The following is an 18454-nucleotide window of genomic DNA, read 5'->3' on the forward strand; positions in this document are numbered from 1 at the left end:
AGGCCCGTTGTCTAATCTGCCCACTCCCTACCCCGAGGTCGACCCCAAGCCGTTCTTCCCCGAGATCGAGCGCCGGGTGCTGGAGTCGTGGGCTGAGAACGAGACCTTCGCCCAGTCGGTGGACCAACGGCCTGCGGGTACCGACGGCGACAACGAATATGTGTTCTACGACGGCCCCCCGTTTGCCAACGGACTCCCCCATCACGGACACCTGCTCACCGGATATGTGAAGGATGTGATCCCCCGCTTCCACACCATGCGGGGCCGTCGGGTGGAGCGGCGCTTCGGATGGGACTGCCACGGACTACCGGCGGAGATGGAGGCCGAGAAGGAGCTGTCGGTGTCGGGGAGGGCCGCCATCACCGGCTACGGCATCGACCGGTTCAACGACTACTGCCGCCAATTGGTGCTGCGCTACACCCAGGAGTGGGAGACCACGGTGACTCGCCAGGCCCGCTGGGTGGACTTCGCTGACGACTACAAGACCATGGACCTGCCCTACATGGAGTCGGTCATGTGGGCCTTCAAGTCGCTGTGGGACAAAGGCCTGGTCTACGAGGCCTACCGAGTGATGCCCTACTCGTGGGCGGCCGAGACCCCGCTGTCTAATTTCGAGATCCGCCTCGACGACGCCACCCGTCCCCGCCAGGACCCGGCTATCACCGTGGCCTTCGACCTGGTGCCGGAAGCAGGTGATCCCGGTCCGATGCGCATTCTGGCCTGGACCACCACGCCCTGGACCCTCCCGTCCAACTTGATGCTGATCGTGGGGCCCGAGATCGACTACGCCGTGGTGGAGCATGGCGGTGGCCATGTGGTGCTGGCTGCGGCGGCGCTGGAGTCCTACGGCGCTGAGCTGGGCCAGAGCCGGGTTGTGGGCACGGTGACCGGCGCCGAACTCGTCGGGCGGCGCTATCGACCGCTGTTCGACTACTTCGCCTCCCTGGACGCCGACGGCGCCTTCCAGGTGCTGGGGGCCGACTTCGTGGACACCGCTGAGGGCACCGGCGTGGTCCACGCCGCCCCCGGCTTCGGTGAGGACGACCAGCAGGCCGCCGAGGCCCACGGCTTGCCCACGGTGGTGCCAGTGGACGACCAGGGCCGCTTCACCGACGAGGTGGTCGACTGGGCCGGGGCCAACGTGTTCGAGGCCAACAGCGGCATCATCGCCCGGCTCAAGGAACAGGGGCGGATCCTGCGCCACGCCACCTACGAGCACAACTATCCGCACTGCTGGCGCACCGACGAGCCGATCATCTACCGGGCCCTCAGCTCGTGGTTCGTGAGGGTGACCGAGATCCGGGACAAGATGCTGGCGCTAAACCAGCAGATCAACTGGGTACCGGGTCATGTGCGCGACGGAAGGTTCGGCACCTGGCTGGAAGGCGCCCGAGACTGGTCGATCAGCCGCAACCGGTTTTGGGGATCGCCCATCCCAGTGTGGCGCAGCGACGATCCGGCCTATCCCCGAGTGGACGTCTACGGAAGCCTGGACGAGATAGAGCGAGACTTCAGCGTGCGCCCGGTCGATCTGCACCGGCCGCTCATCGACGAACTGACTCGGCCCAACCCCGACGATCCCACCGGCAATTCGGTCATGCGCCGGGTGCCCGAGGTTCTGGACTGCTGGTTCGAATCGGGATCCATGCCCTTCGCCCAGGTCCACTACCCGTTCGAGAACAAGGAGTGGTTCGAGCACCACTTCCCGGCCGACTTCATCGTGGAGTACATCAACCAGACCCGCGGCTGGTTCTACACCCTCCACGTGCTGGCGTCGGCCCTGTTCGACCGCCCGGCGTTCAACAACGTGATCTGCCACGGAATCCTGCTTGATGCCAAGGGCCAGAAGCTGTCCAAGAAGCTGCGGAACTTCACCGAGCCCGAGGAGATCTTCGCCACCAAGGGAGCCGACGCCCTCCGCTGGTATCTGATGGCCTCGCCCATCGTGAAGGGAGGCGACCCGCGCCTCGACGACTCGGGCATCGACGACGTGCTGCGCCAGGTGATCATCCCCATCTGGAACGCCTATTACTTCTTCGTCCTGTACGCCAACGCCGACGGCATCCAGGCCAAACCCCGGACCTGCTCCGAGGAACTGCTGGACCGCTACATCCTGGCCAAGACCCGGTTGCTCACCGAATCGGTCACCAGCCACATGGACGCTTACGACCTGCCCGGCGCCACCGCCGAGCTAGAGGGGTTCATCGACTCCCTCAACAACTGGTACATCCGCCGCAGCCGGGACCGATTCTGGGCCCCGTCGCGCCCGTCCTCGGCTGATGACAAGCAAGATGCCTACGACACTCTGTTCACGGTTTTGACCACCTTGGCCCGGTTGCTGGCGCCGTTTTTGCCACTGGTTTCTGAGGAGATCTACCGGGGCCTGACCGGAGAGTCGAGTGTTCACCTGTGTGATTGGCCCGACCCTGCGGAGCTTCCGGCCGATCCACAACTGGTGGCCGCCATGGACCGGGTGCGCGATGTGTGCTCCACCGGTCTGCGGGTTCGTGAGGATGAGGGCATCCGGGTCCGCCAGCCCCTGCTATCTCTGACGGTGGCAGGCACAGGGGTTGATGATCTGGCCCCGTTCACCCCATTGATCGCCGACGAGGTGAACGTGAAGGAGGTTCTCTTCAGCGACGACCTCACTGCCTACGGGCAGTTCGTGCTCCGACCCAACGGCCAAGTGCTGGGCCCCCGCTTGGGCAAGGACGCCCAGGCGGTGTTCGCCGCCGCCCGAAAGGGCCAGTGGGACGCCAATCCCGACGGCACAGTAACCGTGGGCGGCCACACGCTCTCGGATAGCGAATTCCAGCTGGCCTTGAACCCGGTCGAGGGGACCACTGCGGCGGCGCTGCGCACCAATGATGCCCTCGTAGCGCTGGACACCGCCGTCAGCGCCGAGCTGGCCACCGAGGGAATCGCCCGAGACGTGGTTCGAGTCATTCAGGCCGAGCGCAAGAACCAGGATCTAGACGTCACCGACCGGATCGAATTGTCCATTGCCGCCGAGGCCGAGATCATCGAGGCGGTGCAGGCACACCTCAACTACGTCTGCGAGCAGGTGCTGGCCGTCGGCCAGCCTCAACTCATCTACGTCGATCAAGAGGCCGAGACTCCCACCGACCTGTCAATTGACGCGGGCCAGCTTTCTGTTCGACTGGCCAAGGCCGAATCTCAGTAGTCAGCCGTTCTGGTAGTCGGCCTGCTCCATGCGGCGGCGGTCTTCGGCAGACACCTCCACGTTGGTGGGGGTGAGCAAGTACACGTGATCGGCCACCCGCTCCATGCGGCCGTCCAGCCCGTAGCACAGACCGCTGGAGAAGTCGATGAGCCGTCGAGCCACTTCCCGGCTGCTGTGTTGCAGGTTCACGATGACCGCCTGCCCGCCCCGGAAGCAGTCCCCCACATCCTTGGCGTCGTCGAATGAGATAGGGCTGACCACGGAGGGCTTGGATGACGTAGACGGAATGGGGCGGACAAAGCTGGTACGAGGCTGTTCGGCCGTCGCTTCTGCATCCGGCGAGTCAGCCGCGGGGATGGGCCGCACCGAGCCTCCCTCAGGACCCGAGGCAAACTCATCGCCAGGCGACTGAGACACGAGTCGCATGTCGGAGTCCTGCTCCATATAGCCCTCGGGCGAGAACTCCTCTTCGGTCCCGAATCCGAGCCAGAACTTGGTTTTCTGCCACACGGATGACATTTATTCATCCCCCTCTCGGCAGTCATTCACTTCTCTCGCTGATGGTACAGGAACCGGCCCCCCAATTCGGGGAGGGCAGCTACCCCGATGCCGCTTAGTTTGGTCGAGGGCCGAACAGGGCGGTGCCGACCCTCACCATGGTGGCCCCCTCTTCCACGGCCACCTCTATGTCGGCGGTCATGCCCATCGACAGCTCTACGAGACCGAGGTCGTGGGCCTGGGAGGCTAAGAGGCGAAAGCCGGGGCGGGCCTGAGCGGGCGTTCCCGGCGCTCCCACCGCCATCAACCCGGCCACCTCCAAGCCCTCTTCGCGGCAGCTCCGGACCAATCCGGCAGTGTCTTCGGGAGAACATCCTCCTCGGCCTCCGATGCCGGCGATGTCCACCTGCACCAGCACTCTGGCGCCCGGAGCTCGCCGGGCGATCTCCGCGGCCAGTTCCGGGCGGTCCACGCTCTGCCAGAGGTGGACCAGGCTGGTGATCTTGCGGATCTTGTTGCGCTGGAGCCGGCCGATGAAGTGCCAGCGAGGCTGGTGGCTCACGTCAGGCTGGGCAGGCAACTCCGCTGCCTTGGCCAGCAGATCTTGGGCGTAGTTCTCGCCAAGGTCGGTCAAACCGGCCTCCATGGCCGCGGCCACCGTTTCAGGGCCGAAGCCCTTGGTCACTGCCACCACCCTCACATGATCGCCCCCCGCTCTAGACAGCCGCTCGCGCAGAGCACCCAGGCGATCGGCTACCTCTGCGGGGCTGATCAACGTCTCGATTAGGCGTGTTACCGGAGGAAGGAGGGGATGTCGAACTCGTCTTCCACCTCGGAGGACAACAGGTCGTCTCCGGAATCTCCGAACACATCGGGAACATCCCCAGCGCCCAGCGAATCGGTGGCCGACATCCTGGTTGCCCGCTCGCCCTCCCAGCGGTCGAATCCAGCCGCGATCACCGTGACCCGGATGTGGTCCTTCATGGCGTCGTCCACCACCGTGCCGAAGATGATGTTGGCGTCGGGGTGGGCCACGCCCTGGACGATTTCGGCCGCCTCGTTCACCTCGAAGATACCGAGGTCGGCCCCGCCGGCAATGCTCAGCAGGATTCCGCGAGCCCCTTCGATGGAGGCCTCGAGCAGCGGACTGGCGATGGCCTTGCGGGCCGCGCTGACTGCCTTGCCCTCACCGGAGGAGATGCCCACGCCCATGAGCGCAGAACCAGCGTCCTGCATCACCATGCGCACGTCGGCGAAGTCGGTGTTGATGAGTCCGGGGGTGGTGATCAAGTCCGTGATTCCCTGGACGCCGTGCAGCAGCACCTCGTCGGCCATGCGGAACGCGTCGACCACCGAGGTGTGGTCGTCGGAGATGCTGAGGAGGCGGTCGTTGGGAATGACGATCTGAGTGTCGACCTTGTCCTTGAGGGACTGGATGCCACTCTCCGCTTGAACCGAACGGCGGCGACCCTCAAAGCCGAACGGCCGGGTCACCACTGCGATGGTAAGCGCGCCGATGCTCTTGGAGATCTCGGCGATGACGGGAGCAGCCCCGGTACCGGTGCCGCCGCCCTCGCCGGCGGTGATGAACACCATGTCGGCGCCGCTGAGTGCCTCTTCGATTTCCTTGCGGTGGTCGGTTGCCGCTTGAGCGCCGACCTCAGGATCGCTACCCGCGCCCAGTCCTCGGGTCAACTCTCGACCGATGTCAAGCTTTACCTCAGCTGAACTCATGAGCAGAGCTTGAGCATCAGTGTTGACGGCCACGAACTCCACGCCGCGCAAACCGGCATTGATCATGCGGTCAACGGCATTGACACCGCCGCCGCCCACGCCGATTACCTTGATTACTGCTAGATAATTTTGGGGTTCAACCATGGGGCTTCCTCACTCCAATAGCTCAACTCTTCACCCTCTACTTTTGGTTTATATGAATGAAGGGTTGAGGCCTTAGAACCTATTCCTCAAGTAGAGGTGCATCCAGCTTACGAGCAATCCTCGATTGGGGTCAAGGCGGGACGATCGGGGTCGCTCAGATCAACCTTCTCGTAGCAGTGCAAGTCAACCCTGGCCAGAAACGTAGCCAGGGCCACTGCTTTGCCACGGGGATCGTCTCTTCCTCCCCAATAGGCATGCCCCACACCGGGCAAGTCCACAATCAATTGTCCGTTGTCCCAGAAAATCGGGCCGATTTCACTGCCTTGGAGGGGAACCAGAGCTTGGCTGATTTCCAACAGCGGCAGTACTGACTCCGATAGCCACTCCCCCTGCTCGGGCACCGGTGCGAACAGCACCACCGGCAATTGCCCGCGAGTTGAATCGACCTGAAGGACCCTGCCCTGGAGGTCGACCACCGCCCAGCTTTGCTCACCGGGGATTTGGGCTTCAACGGGGATCTGGGCGACGGCCGTGCGCTCGGTGACGTCGAACGTGACTTTGCCGCCCCACGTTCGACTGGAGCGGACTTGGTCCACCCACGGCAGCGCCGCGATGGACCTCCGGGGACCAGACAAATCCAGTCCCAACAGCGGCGTGCCCGGTTCTACTCCGGCCGCCTCCAACACCTGATTGACTCCGGCGCGTCGGGCGCCGATCACTTCCACCTCATCCACATCCAACAACGAGCTCCGGCTGATCCCGAAGGCGGCGGCAAACAAGACGACGACAACTCCGATGGTGATCCACACCCGCAGACGCCGACGGGAATGGACGTCTTTGCGGCGGGCCTCGATCCGGGGATCCACCGGCAACTCGGACTCCAGTGGCCTGCCTTCAGGCCGGTCTCCAGGGGTCTCATCCGCGGGCATATCAGCCCCCGCGCTCTGTCCAGGGACCGGCTTCGAACCCCACGAGGCGGGTCTCGGGCACCAAGGCAATACCGAACTCAGCCAGGACTCTGGTGAACACCTCACCCATCAGATCGTGAAGGTCATCAGCCGATCCGCCCCGGTCGGCAATGAAGAAGTTGGCGTGCTTGTCGGATACCGAGGCGGTGCCCAGCCGGAGCCCCTTCAGGCCAGCCGCGTCGATGATTTGCCCCGCACTGTCTCCGTCGGGGTTGGTGAACACCGAACCGGCGTTCTGTCCTCCCGGCTGGTTCTCCCTTCGCCATGCCACGATGTCGGCGATCAAGGCCTGCGACTCCTCGGCATCTCCGTCGGCCAGGCCCAGTTCGGCACCCAGCACCAGGTAGTGATCGGCCAACGCGGAGCTGCGGTAGCCGAGCTTCAGTTTTGGTCGGTTCCACGACTGGACAGCGCCGGCCCGCAGATCGACGACCTCGGCATGGATCAGCGACGCGGCCATGTCGGACCCGTGTCCACCGGCGTTCATTCGAACCGCTCCCCCCAGCGATCCGGGCACGCCGACCGCCCACTCAAAGCCCGTCAGGCCCGCCGCCGCACTCTGGCGGGCCAGTACGGGCAGGCTGGCCCCGGCACCGGCCCTGACCTGGAGACCGTCGATCTCCATCCAGTCGTACCCGGGAGCCAGCCAAACGGCGACCCCGTCGAAACCGGTGTCGGCCACCAGCATGTTCGAGCCCTTTCCCACCACGAGAACGTCGGCACAGCTGGCTGCCACCACCTCGGCCAGGGCGGCCATGTCGGCATCGGTGGCCAATGTCACACCCACTCGAGCCGCCCCACCCACCCGGTAGGTGGTCTCCGGGCCGATCAGGCGCTCGCGGACAACCGCATCCTGTCCCAGCACTCGGGCCAGGTCTTGACCAAGGCGATTCCAGTCAACCGGGCTCATAACTGCTCAGAAAGCCTCGGGATTATCCAGTCGGGAACCTGGGTGAGGTCGCCGGCGCCCAGGGTCAAGCACAGGTCTCCGGGGCGAAGACTGTCGACCAGATAGTCGGCCGCATCCTCGAGCCGGGCCATATAAGAGATGTCGCTATCCGGGTGGGCCTCGTTCACCGCCCGATAGATCAGCTCCCCGGACACCCCGGGGATGGGCGGCTCGCCCGCAGGGTAGATGTCGGTGACGATCAACTCGTCGGCGGCCTCGAAGCAGTGGGCGAACGTCGCCCACAGGTGCGAGGTGCGGGTGAAGCGATGAGGCTGGAATACGCAAACCACCCGATCCCACCTGCCTTCAGACGCCGTCTTCAACGCACAGGCGATTTCGGTGGGCAGGTGGGCATAGTCATCGATGAATTCGACCCCGGCCGCCTCGCCCCGGCGCTCGAACCGCCGGTTCACCCCGCCAAATCCGGCCATGGCCGCGGCGGCCTCGGTTCTGTCCGCTCCCAACTCGCAGGCCATGGCCAACGCCCCCAGCGCATTGAGCGCGTTGTGATCTCCCGGGATGGGTACCGTCAACTGTCCCAATAGATCGCCATGGCGGGTGACCTCCCCAACCATTGCTTCACGGCTACGGCTCAGGGTCTCCCAGCGGTAGTCGGCTTCGGGCCCGAAGCCGTACAGAACCCGGTGGCAACCCTCCGAGGCCTTCATGGCCCCGGGGTCGTCGGCGCACACCACCAGCCCATCGGCCGCTCCCGCGCAGAACCGGGCAAATTCGGCCTCCAGCTCAGCAACCGGACGATCCGGGCGCAGATGGTCAGGCTCCACGTTGGTGAGCACGGCCCGGGTCACGATCAGCTCTCCGAAGGTGCCGTCGCTCTCATCGGCCTCTACCACAAACAAGGGACCCTTCGACCACCGTGCGCCAATGCTGTCGTCGGCCAACACCGCGCCCACCACGAATCCGGGGTCGGCGCCAGTCGCCGTCAGCACATAGGACAGCATGGCCGCCGTTGTGGTCTTGCCGTGGGTCCCGGCCACCGCCACGGTGGAGCGCATATCGGTGATGGCCGCCAGGATCTCAGCCCGGCGGTAGACGGGTATGCCAGCTTGGTGGGCCGCAGCGATCTCGGGGTTGTCGTCGCCCACCGCAGTGGAGCGGGCAACGATGTCGGCCCCCAATATCTGGGACGCCTCGTGGCCGACATGAACATCAACCCCGATTTCCCGCAACCGGTCGAGCACCGGGGTCTCAGCCGAGTCGCTGCCGCTCACCCGACAGCCCAACCCCCGCAATACCACGGCGATCGCCGACATGCCCGCTCCGCCCACCCCCAACAGGTGGACCCGGGGTGTCGTGCTCAGATCGACCATGGTCTCTATTGTTGATCTTGGCGAGGGCCGCGAGCGTGCACCTCCAAAAGATCGGCCACCCGGTCGTCGGCGTCGCGGTAACCCAGGTCGGACGCCTCGCGGCCCATGGCATTGAGAATGCCGGGGACCTTGAGGAGTTTTTCCACCTCGACGACCATGCGGTCGCCGTCCATCTCGGCGTCAGGCACCAGCACCGCCCCTCCCCGAGCGCCCAGTTGGGCGGCATTGGCTGTCTGGTGATCGCCCGGGGCTCCCGGCAGCGGCACCAGCACCGACGCCAGGCCGACAACGGCTAATTCGGCCACGCTGGATGCCCCGGCTCGGCCCACTATCAGATCGGCGGCGGCATACACACCGGGCATGTTCTCTTCGTACTCCACTGCCCGGTAGTCCAGCGCCGCATTGGACAGGTCAGGCCGCAAATCGGCCAACTCCTGCCAATCCCTTCGGCCCACCACGTGGTGTACGGCCAGATCATTCCGATCAGCCCAGCGGTGGACGGCGTCGAAGGCGGCCCGGTTGATGCGGGCGGCCCCCAGTGACCCGCTGACCACGGCGACCAGTCGGCGCCCGTCCTCCACCCCTAGCGCAGCCCGGGCCGCAGACCGGCCGCTTTCCCGGTCGACCCCTTGGACTTCGCCCCGCACCGGGTTGCCGGTCAGGACCGCCCGGCGAAGCGGGGTTCCCGCAAAGGAGACGGCCGACGCCCGGGCCCACCGGCTGGCGAAGCGGTTGGCCAACCCAGGAACAGCATTCTGCTCGGCCACGACGATCGGGATCCTGAGCAGCCTCGCCGCGAGGGCGCAGGGCACGCTGGCATAGCCCCCCAGCCCCAAAACCACCGACGGCCGAAGGCACCGCAGCAGCCTCCAGGCCCGAACCACCGCCTGGGCCAAACTCCAGGCCGCCGACAGGTTCTGCCTCGTCAGCCGCCGCTGGATGCCCCGGCCCGGCAGCAGGGTCAGATTGAACCCGGCGGCGGGGATCAGATCACGCTCTACCCCTCGGGCCGATCCCACAAAATGAACGGTGTGGGGCTCGTGGCCGCGCCGAACCAGGGCGCGGGCTACAGCCAATCCCGGGTGGACATGGCCGGCGGTTCCTCCCCCAGCGATCACCGCCCAAACCGGATGGCGGTCTGATTCCTCGCTGCGCCTCGCCGACTCGCCCGGCTGGGCCGGGAGGTTCACGGCTCGACTCGAATTTGACGGGCGATGTTCAAGAGCATCCCTGAGGCCACCATGCTCGTCAACAGTGCTGAGCCTCCCACCGACAAGAATGGCAGGGGAACCCCGGTGATCGGCAACACCCCAACCACCGCAGCGATGTTCACAAAGGCCTGGGCCCCCACCCACACCGTGACACCGGTGGCCAGGACTTGTCCGAAGCGGTCGGGTGCATTGACCGCCACCCAGATCCCGCAGACCACAAAGCCGGCGAACAGACAAATGACGAAGGTGGCGCCCAGCCAGCCCATCTCCTCGGCCAATACGGCGAAAATGAAGTCGGTTTGGGCTTCGGGGAGAAATCCCCACTTGATGCGGCCCTCCCCCAAGCCCACTCCGGAGTGCCCCCCCGAAGCGATGCCCACCCGCGATTGGATGGTCTGCCATCCAGTGTCGAGCGGATCGGACCACGGATCGAGCATGGCGGCCAACCGGTTGCGGCGATAGGTCGATCCCCATGCGGCCAATGCAGCCGCCCCGCCGCTGAACAGCGACCAGCCGGTCAGCGGAAGCAGGGGCACTCCGGCCATGAACAACGCGGCGAAAGCGATCAACACGAGGAGCACAGAAGTGCCCAGATTGGGCTGGAGCAGAATGAGCCCAGACATGATGCAGCAGATCACCAGCACCGGACGGATGGTGGTTCGGGTACTGCGCTCTTCGCCCTTCTTGTCAGCCAGCCACGCGGCCGCAAACAAGATCATGGCCAGCTTGGCCAGTTCAGAGGGCTGGAAGCTGATCGGGCCGAAGTAGATCCAGCGAGTGGCGCCATTGGCCGTTGTGCCGATCCCCGGAATCAGCACGGCCACCAGGAGCAGCAAGGAGAGCGCCACTCCAGCATTGGCGTACTTCTTCCACTGCCGATAGTCCATCCGCAAAACCAAAATCATGGCCACGAGCCCACCCACACACCAGACGAACTGACGCTGGAATGTGAACCAGGTGGACTGGCCGACGTACAGGCTGGTGACCGACGAGACCGACAGCACCATGACCAAGCCGATGGCGTTGAGGGTCACGATCAATCCGAACAACAGGTAGAACGGAACCGTGGCCTGGCCGGCCGGGGCCGCTCGGAGGGCCGAGACCCACGCCCGACGGGGAGCCCGGGGAGCTATTGCGGTCATGGCGATCCTCCGATCATCTCGCGTACCAAGAAGGAGAAGTGGTCGCCTCGCTCGGCATAGGAGCCGTACCAGTCGAACGAGGCACATCCCGGCGACAACAGCACTGCATCGCCGCTTTGGGCCATCTCCGCGGCGGTGCGTACCGCCTCCTCCATGGACTCGATGGTGACCACCGGGCACAGCCCGGAGAACACCTGCTGGACTTCCGAGGCGGCCTCTCCGATGGCCACCACCGATCGGAGCTCGTCGGCCGCCGCGGCCAGCGGCCGCAGGTCAAGTCCCTTATTACGGCCACCGGCAATGAGAACCGATCGCCCTACCGACTGCACCGCGGCGCACACCGCATGGGGAGTGGTGGCTTTGGAGTCGTCATAAAAGCGCACCCCATCGTGTTCGGCCACCAATACCACCCGATGGGGCAGGCCGGTCCACGACAGCAGAGCCGCCCTCACTCCATCACGGTGGGCCCCGCCGGCCATGGCCACGGCCGCCGCGGCCAGGCAATTGGCCAACTCGTGGGGTTGGGGCCGGTGCAGCTCTGCGATTTTGGCCAGCTTTTCTGACTCGGCCCACAATGCCCCTCCGCTCGTTCGGAAGTCGCCTTGTTCGAGCCCGAAGGTCACCACCCGCCCTCGTCCAGGCGCATGTTCGGCGACTACTGGGTCGTCTCGGTTCACCACCGACGTGGTGTTCTCATCGACACGGCTCCACAGTGCGGCCTTGGCGGCCCGATAGCTGTTCAGCGAGGCATGGACGTCGAGGTGGTCGGGGGCGAAGTTCAACCACGCCCCCACCGTGGGCTGGTAGCACCGGCTGTGGGCCAGGCGGAACGAGGATGCCTCTACCACGAATGCGGCGGGTCGATCGCCCCGAATGGCCTCAACCAGCGGCGTCTCCGTGTTCCCGGCCACCGCTACCGGAATCCCGGAGGCTTCCAGCATGGCTGCGGCCATGAGCGTCACCGTTGTCTTGCCGTTGGTCCCGGTGACCGCCAGCGTCGGGCGGTCATCCCACCGTTGAGCCAAGTCGAACTCAGAGATGACGGGCGTGCCCGCAGCGACGGCCGCACTGAGCGAGGGGTGGGACTCGGGCAGTCCCGGAGTGGGAACGATGGCCCGAGCTTCGGCCGCCAAGGATGTCCACTCTTCGGTGGCGAGCTGCTCTCGGAGATCGACCCGCAGATCGGCGGCGTAGCGGCGGGCCTGGTCGTCAGGGGCGTCGTCGGCAGCCACCACCGGCAAGCCGCGCTCCACCAGCTGGGCGCACACCGCCCGGTTGGTCACGGCAAAGCCCACCAGCAGCAGCGGATCCCGGCTCAATCTGCCCCTCCGATGGAAACGAAGTCGGCGTAGAAGAGGCCCAAGGCCACCGCAGTGGCGAAGCCGGTCATGATCCATAGCCGGATGATCACCGTTGTCTCCGGCCAGCCGCGGAGTTCGAAATGATGGTGGATGGGGGCCATGCGGAACACCCGGGTGCCGAACACCCGGAAGCCGAACACCTGGATGATCACCGACAGGGTCTCCATCACGAACAACCCACCGATGATGGGCAGCAAGAGGTGGGTGTTGGTAGCCAGGGCCAGCCCGGCCATCCCGGTCCCCAAGGCCAGCGATCCGGTGTCGCCCATGAAGATGCGGGCCGGCGCGGCATTCCACCACATGAACCCGGCGCTCGCCCCCACCATGGCGGCGGCCAAGATAGCTAGGTCGAGCGCATGGGGAATGCCGTAGATGTCCTCGTTGCGAAAGGCCCAGAAACCGATCACCACAAAGGCGGCGAAGGCGAACACCGACGAGCCAGCGGCCAGGCTGTCCAGCCCGTCGGTCAGATTCACGGCATTGCTCGTAGCCAGGATGAGCAGCACGGCCCACAGGCCCCAGCCCCACGCCCCCAAGTCGATGTTCAGGGAGTCGTAGCGGGTGAAAGACAGCTCGGTGCGAACATCGGTCAGGTGGATCATCATGAGCGCGTAACCAACCGCCACGATTAGCAAACCCAAGATCTTGGTCTGTTTGCCCAAACCCAGATTGCGCTCTCGGGTCACCTTGAGCCAGTCGTCGATGAAGCCGACCACACCGGCACCGAGGATGGACAGCATCACGATCAAACCGGTGCGGGTGAATATGCCGTTGTAGAGGTCGCTGATGCCGTACCCGGCCAGCGCGCCGACCACGATGGCCACTCCTCCCATAGTGGGCGTACCCGCCTTGCTGATATGGCCCTGAGGTCCGTCCAACTGGATGGGCTGGCCGATGGAGTGCCGGCGCAGGAAGGTGATCAACAGTCGGGTGCCGATCACCGACACCACACCGGCTATGGCCACCGCGAACAAAAGCCGGATCATCGGGCTGCCTCCATGGCGGCCAGTAGCTCTCGAGCCACCTCCCGGTCATCAAAGGGAATCACCTGGTCGCCCACTGTCTGAGTCGTTTCGTGGCCCTTCCCGGCCAGCACGATCACATCGCCCTGGTCGGCCTCGGCCAGACTCCGGGCAATGGCGGCGGCTCGATCGGCCAGAGACATGATCCCCCTGGCGCGGCGAGGCACTCCGGCCAGGATGTCGGCAATGATGGCGTCGGGATCCTCGGAACGGGGGTTGTCGGAGGTGACGATGACCTGATCAGCCTGCTCGGCCGCCACCCGGCCCATCATCGGTCGCTTGCTGGAATCGCGGTCGCCGCCGCAGCCGAACACCACCCACAGGCGACCGGCGTCGGCGACCATCTCCCGGGCGGCAGCCAGCACCTGGGCTAGCCCGTCGGGAGTATGGGCATAGTCCACCACCACCGTGAACGTGCGGTCGGACTCGATGGCCTCGAATCGGCCCGGCACCGGAGCTGCCGATTCCAGTCCGGCTACCACGTCGGGAACGCTCACTCCCAGCAGCAGGGCGGCCTCTGCCGCAGCCAAGGCGTTGGCCGCGTTGAATCGGCCGACGAGCGACAAGGCGACATATTGATCCCTCCACTGCATGGACAAACCATGCGGTCCCACCTCGACCGGCAAGTCTGCGGGGTCATAGCCCGTGGTGGGGATGCGGGAGTCAGCCATCAGCCGCCGGCCGTGCTCGTCGCCGCAGTTGACCACGGCGCGGTCGGACAGTTCAGGGGTGAACAGGCGGGCCTTGGCCTCAAAATACTCCTCGTCGGTGCCGTGGTAGTCGAGGTGATCGTTAGAGAAGTTGGTGAACACCGCAGCGTCGTAGCGGATGCCGTCCACCCGGTGCTGGTACAGGGCATGGCTGGACACCTCCATGGCCACCGCTTCAACGCCGGCCGATCGCCAACCCGCCAGTTGATGCTGCACGTCGAGGGATTCCGGTGTGGTTCTGGTGCCGGTCAGCGTGCCCAATACCTGGGTTTGCAAGCCCGCGGCGGCCAGCACCGAGCCCAGCAGGCTGCACACGGTGGTCTTGCCGTTGGTGCCGGTCACACCGACCATGGCCATGGACTGGGACGGGTGGCCGTGGAAGGTAGAGCTCATGGGCCCCATAGCCCGGCGGACCGAATCGACCTGCACTTGAGGGCAGTCTTGGCTTAGAGAGCGCTCCACCACCAGCCCAACTGCTCCCCGGTCCACCGCCTCTGATGCGAAGTCGTGGCCATCGTGGTTGGCCCCCGGCACGCAGAAGAACAAGTCGCCGGGGTTCACGGCCCGGGAATCGTGGGCCAGCCCGGTGATCTCGGTATCGCCTTGGCGGTCGACCAGTCCTGGTGCCGACTCAGCCAGCTTCCGCAATGCCATCGACGGAGCGCTCACTGCCCGTCCTCGATCGGAGGGGATTCGCCGTTTGCCTGTTCCGGCGCTCCTGATCCCTGGGGCTCGACCCTCTGTGAGGGGCTCTCTGGCTCTGACGGGGATGCCGGTTCAGGCGCTGGCTCGGGAGCCGAGATGGGAGCGGGCTGGGGAGCGCTGGTCGGCGCCACGGTGGGCTGCGGGGTGGAAGCAGGAGTCGGCGCCGGGGTGGCTGCGGGCACAAGCGCGGGGGTCGGCTGGGGGGTGGGAGCAGGACCCAGCTTCGGCTCGACAGTGACAAAGTCGACTGGCGGGGCGATGCGGAGGCGTTGCAGGGAGTACTTGGCCAATTCGGCGAACAGCGGGGCGGCCGCCTGGCTGGCATAAATGTTGGTTACCGGCTCGTCGATCACCACGATGATCGAGATCTGAGGATCCTCGGCGGGCAAGAAGCCGGCGAAGGTGGCGGTATAGAGGCGCGCCCCGTCCTCGCCCTCGTAGTTGCCGCCGGTCAGCACCTTCTGGCCGGTCCCGGTCTTGCCCGCGACGGTGTAGCCATCGACTTGGGCGTTGCGTCCCGTCCCTTCCCGCACGACCGTTACCAGCATGTCGGTCATGAGCGAGGCGGTGTTGTACGAGACCGCTCTGACCGGTTCGGCCTGCTCCAGCGGGATTTCCCGGCCATCGGCGTCTACGGCCGAGCGCACCAGGGTGGGGGGCACCCGCAGTCCGCCATTGGCCAGGGTGTTGTACACCATCAGCACCTGCAATGGCGTGGCCAGCATGCCCTGGCCCAGCGCAAAGCTGGCCACATCGGTGCCGCTCCATTCCAGGAGATTGGGTACCAAGCCGGACGATTCCCCTTTGAATCCCAATCCGCTGAGTGATCCCAGTCCGTACCGGGACATATAGGCAGCCAAGCGGGTGGAGCCCAGGACGAGGGCCCACTCGACAGTTCCGGTGTTGGACGAACGGGCCAGGATCTCCTCCATGGTGTAGAGCGCGGTCCCGTACTCGGTGTGATCGGTGAACTCCTGATCGTAGAGGTTGAGCCAGTGGTTGACTTCGCGCACGTGGTGGGGCGCTCCCAGGCCTTCCTCAATCACACCGGAGAGCACCACGCTCTTCATTACCGAACCGGGCTCGTAGCCCCAAGTGACGGCGAGGTTCTCGCTGAGCGAGACCGGATCGCCTTCCCCATTTCGACCCACCGAGGCCATGGCCAGAATCTCGCCGGTGTCGGGCACCATGATGATGGCCGAACCGCTGGACGCGTCCACCTTCTCGATCTGGCGCATGAGGGCGCGCTCGGCTTCGAATTGCAGCGAACGGTCGATTGTCAGATGCAGATCGGCGCCCGGCTGGGCCGGCTTGATGTGGCGGGCGCCGGTGGGGATGGTCCGGCCATCCTGGCTGCTCTCCAGCACCATCTCACCGGGTGTGCCGCCGAGGACAGCGTCATACTGGTACTCCAGGCCGCTGATGCCGATTTGGTCGACGTCCACAATCCCGACCACGGCTCGGCCCAATCGGGAGCCTGCGGGATTGAAGCGAGCCGACTCCTCCAGCAGGTACACCCCCTTGAGGCTTAGCTCGGCCACCGCACGCGACACTTTGTCGGGCACCGTCCGGGCCAGATAGGCGTGCTGATCGGGTTCGCTAAGCAGTTGGAACAGGTGGTCTTCCTCCATCTCCAGCACTGGAGCCAGCGCGGCGGCGGCTTTCCTCGGGTCGTCCACCTGACTGGGGTCGGCCCAGACCGTCCATTGCGGCACCGACACGGCCAGCTCCACCCCATTGCGGTCGAAGATCTGACCTCGGTCGGCGGTCAGCTTGACGGTTCGAATTCTCTGCTGCTCGCCGTACTTGACATAGGCGTCGGAACTAAAAAGCTGGAGGTCGGCCAGCCGAACCCCCAGCACCACCGCGATCAAAGCAAACACCACGGCCATGGCGGTGCCTCGCCGTCGGCGCGATCGGGTGCCCCTGACCTCCTCGGAGGGGTTCACTCCCCGCCACCCTCGTCCAAATCCACGGGAGACAGGTAAATCAGACGGTCGGGCTCTACCATCCCCAATCGGTATAGGGCCACCGCCACAATGCGGTCGGGGGCCTCGGCCCGAGCCACGTTGAATCTCAACCTGTCGTTGGTGGCTCGAACGTCTTCGAGCTCCTCATTGAGGTTGTCGAGAGTAGTTTGCCTATCGACGATCATGGCGTGGAACAAGGCCAGAGCAAAGAGGCCAACCACCACGGTGATGGCGGCAGCCCAGCCCATGAGAGGCATCAGCTTGCGGCTGGGCCGGGTGGCGACTTGAAGGTGCTGGCGGGGACTGGCCTCGGTCTTGGCCGGTGAGGGACGGGGGTGGCGCTGGGGGGAGGCCATTACGCAGCCTCTCCACTCTGGTCGTCTCCCAGCTTGGTGAATGCCCGAAAACGGACGCTGGAGGCTCTGGGATTCTCGGCCATCTCCGCTGGACTGGGGCGGCGACTGCCCCGGGGGGTCAACTCGATGGCGGGCTGGGGCTGGGACGCCGACGGAGGCAGACCGCGGAAGCGTGACTCGTCGCTGAGCCCGGCGCGGCGGCGAAGGACCCGCTTGACGATGCGGTCCTCGCCGCTGTGGTAGCTGAGCACCACTCCTCGGCCCCCGGGCACCGTACGATCGATGGCCGCTTCCAAAGCAGGCTCAATCTGGTCCAGTTCGTCGTTGACCGCAATACGAATGGCCTGAAAGGTCCGCTTGGCCGGGTGGCCACCCCGCCGGCGAGCGGGAGCGGGGATGGCCTCTCGCACAACGTCGGCCAGCGCGGTGGTTGAGGCGATTGGCCGGGCGGCAGCAATTGCTGTGGCGATGCGATTGGCGTAGCGCTCATCACCGTAGCTGCTCAGTATTCGGGCCAGGTCGCCCGGTGCCCAGTGGTTCACCACTTCGTCAGCCGAGAGTTGCTGGCCGCAGTCCATCCTCATATCCAATGGCCCCTCATGGCGGTAGCTGAACCCCCGCTCTGGCTTGTCGAGCTGTGGCGAACTCACCCCGAAGTCGAATAGCGATCCCACGATGCGAGATACGCCCTGTGACTCCAACACCTCGTCCAATTGCGCAAAGCTCGCCCGGCAGATGGTGGCGCCGCGGCCGCCCAGGACAGTGGTGGCGGCCTCGACCGCGGAGGGGTCACGGTCGAGGCCAATCAGCGAGAAGTCAGGTCGGGCGTTCAAGAGCGCCCGAGAATGTCCTCCCCAACCCACGGTGCCATCGAGAAATACTCCCGGCGGCACCGTGGACAAATGTTCCACCACTTCTGCGACCATGACGGGGTGATGAACAAACCGACTGTCGATCGCCTTCGGTGTCCCCCCGTTCATGCTCATTCACCTCCTCGGCAACTCAGCGGCCCCACGGTTGAGGAAGCTGTTTTTTGCGTCCGACCGGGTCGGGCGATAAAAATGGCGCCCATCGGCAGTCCTCCGCCTGGCGACCGCACTCCGGGATTTCTCCCCGGCAGTGTCAGATGGCAAGCGGGCGGAGTAGGGGCCTTCCATCTCGTCAGACGG

15 protein-coding genes are annotated in these 18454 nt (G+C 65.4%); 1 reads left to right on the forward strand and 14 read right to left on the reverse strand.

Annotated features, from left to right (window positions below):
- Positions 1 to 7 precede the first annotated feature (7 nt).
- Positions 8 to 3184, forward strand: a complete 3177-nt coding sequence (gene ileS, locus OXG30_03975) for an isoleucine--tRNA ligase (GenBank protein ID MCY4134055.1) — start codon at positions 8 to 10, stop codon at positions 3182 to 3184.
- Here ileS and sepF read toward each other — a convergent pair whose 3' ends face one another.
- From sepF to rsmH, 14 genes are all read right to left on the reverse strand, one after another.
- Positions 3185 to 3703, reverse strand: a complete 519-nt coding sequence (gene sepF, locus OXG30_03980) for a cell division protein SepF (GenBank protein MCY4134056.1) — start codon at positions 3701 to 3703, stop codon at positions 3185 to 3187.
- Positions 3704 to 3797: 94 nt separating this feature from the next.
- On the reverse strand, positions 3798 to 4457 hold the full coding sequence (locus tag OXG30_03985) for a YggS family pyridoxal phosphate-dependent enzyme (protein ID MCY4134057.1): 660 nt from the start codon (positions 4455 to 4457) through the stop codon (positions 3798 to 3800).
- Between the two features lie 17 nt (positions 4458 to 4474).
- Positions 4475 to 5560: a cell division protein FtsZ gene (gene ftsZ / locus OXG30_03990; GenBank protein MCY4134058.1), complete on the reverse strand. Its 1086-nt coding sequence runs from the start codon at positions 5558 to 5560 to the stop codon at positions 4475 to 4477.
- Between the two features lie 107 nt (positions 5561 to 5667).
- Positions 5668 to 6489 (reverse strand): FtsQ-type POTRA domain-containing protein, encoded by an 822-nt coding sequence (locus tag OXG30_03995; protein MCY4134059.1) that lies wholly within the window; start codon positions 6487 to 6489, stop codon positions 5668 to 5670.
- 1 nt (position 6490) lies between these two features.
- Positions 6491 to 7438, reverse strand: a complete 948-nt coding sequence (gene murB / locus OXG30_04000) for a UDP-N-acetylmuramate dehydrogenase (protein ID MCY4134060.1) — start codon at positions 7436 to 7438, stop codon at positions 6491 to 6493.
- A complete protein-coding gene (murC, locus tag OXG30_04005; GenBank protein ID MCY4134061.1) occupies positions 7435 to 8808 on the reverse strand; it encodes a UDP-N-acetylmuramate--L-alanine ligase in 1374 nt (457 codons plus the stop codon). The genes murB and murC overlap by 4 nt, the downstream gene beginning before the upstream one ends.
- A gap of 5 nt (positions 8809 to 8813) precedes the next feature.
- On the reverse strand, positions 8814 to 9998 hold the full coding sequence (gene murG, locus OXG30_04010; GenBank protein MCY4134062.1) for an undecaprenyldiphospho-muramoylpentapeptide beta-N-acetylglucosaminyltransferase: 1185 nt from the start codon (positions 9996 to 9998) through the stop codon (positions 8814 to 8816).
- On the reverse strand, positions 9995 to 11161 hold the full coding sequence (ftsW, locus tag OXG30_04015; protein ID MCY4134063.1) for a putative lipid II flippase FtsW: 1167 nt from the start codon (positions 11159 to 11161) through the stop codon (positions 9995 to 9997). Before ftsW ends, murG begins: the two co-directional genes overlap by 4 nt.
- Complete coding sequence (murD, locus tag OXG30_04020) at positions 11158 to 12480, reverse strand: UDP-N-acetylmuramoyl-L-alanine--D-glutamate ligase (GenBank protein ID MCY4134064.1); 1323 nt, start codon at positions 12478 to 12480, stop codon at positions 11158 to 11160. Before murD ends, ftsW begins: the two co-directional genes overlap by 4 nt.
- The gene (mraY, locus tag OXG30_04025) at positions 12477 to 13508 is read right to left on the reverse strand and encodes a phospho-N-acetylmuramoyl-pentapeptide-transferase (protein ID MCY4134065.1); all 1032 of its coding nucleotides are present in this window, start codon (positions 13506 to 13508) and stop codon (positions 12477 to 12479) included. The genes murD and mraY overlap by 4 nt, the downstream gene beginning before the upstream one ends.
- Positions 13505 to 14923 (reverse strand): UDP-N-acetylmuramoyl-L-alanyl-D-glutamate--2,6-diaminopimelate ligase, encoded by a 1419-nt coding sequence (locus OXG30_04030; GenBank protein MCY4134066.1) that lies wholly within the window; start codon positions 14921 to 14923, stop codon positions 13505 to 13507. Before OXG30_04030 ends, mraY begins: the two co-directional genes overlap by 4 nt.
- Complete coding sequence (locus OXG30_04035; protein ID MCY4134067.1) at positions 14920 to 16908, reverse strand: penicillin-binding protein 2; 1989 nt, start codon at positions 16906 to 16908, stop codon at positions 14920 to 14922. The genes OXG30_04030 and OXG30_04035 overlap by 4 nt, the downstream gene beginning before the upstream one ends.
- A complete protein-coding gene (locus OXG30_04040) occupies positions 16905 to 17285 on the reverse strand; it encodes a hypothetical protein (GenBank protein MCY4134068.1) in 381 nt (126 codons plus the stop codon). Before OXG30_04040 ends, OXG30_04035 begins: the two co-directional genes overlap by 4 nt.
- Positions 17285 to 18271, reverse strand: a complete 987-nt coding sequence (gene rsmH, locus OXG30_04045; GenBank protein MCY4134069.1) for a 16S rRNA (cytosine(1402)-N(4))-methyltransferase RsmH — start codon at positions 18269 to 18271, stop codon at positions 17285 to 17287. Before rsmH ends, OXG30_04040 begins: the two co-directional genes overlap by 1 nt.
- Positions 18272 to 18454: the final 183 nt, after the last annotated feature.

This window comes from bacterium, assembly GCA_026708015.1.
Classification (GTDB): domain Bacteria; phylum Actinomycetota; class Acidimicrobiia; order Acidimicrobiales; family Bin134; genus Poriferisocius.

Bases quoted from the DNA above. Each gene is read 5' to 3' on its own strand.
- sepF (MCY4134056.1), bottom strand. From the start codon at position 3,703: ATGTCATCCGTGTGGCAGAAAACCAAGTTCTGGCTCGGATTCGGGACC.
- ftsZ (MCY4134058.1), bottom strand. From the start codon at position 5,560: ATGGTTGAACCCCAAAATTATCTAGCAGTAATCAAGGTAATCGGCGTG.
- OXG30_04040 (MCY4134068.1), bottom strand. From the start codon at position 17,285: ATGGCCTCCCCCCAGCGCCACCCCCGTCCCTCACCGGCCAAGACCGAG.
- rsmH (MCY4134069.1), bottom strand. From the start codon at position 18,271: ATGAGCATGAACGGGGGGACACCGAAGGCGATCGACAGTCGGTTTGTT.
- ftsW (MCY4134063.1), bottom strand. From the start codon at position 11,161: ATGACCGCAATAGCTCCCCGGGCTCCCCGTCGGGCGTGGGTCTCGGCC.
- murC (MCY4134061.1), bottom strand. From the start codon at position 8,808: ATGGTCGATCTGAGCACGACACCCCGGGTCCACCTGTTGGGGGTGGGC.
- OXG30_03995 (MCY4134059.1), bottom strand. From the start codon at position 6,489: ATGCCCGCGGATGAGACCCCTGGAGACCGGCCTGAAGGCAGGCCACTG.
- murB (MCY4134060.1), bottom strand. From the start codon at position 7,438: ATGAGCCCGGTTGACTGGAATCGCCTTGGTCAAGACCTGGCCCGAGTG.
- mraY (MCY4134065.1), bottom strand. From the start codon at position 13,508: ATGATCCGGCTTTTGTTCGCGGTGGCCATAGCCGGTGTGGTGTCGGTG.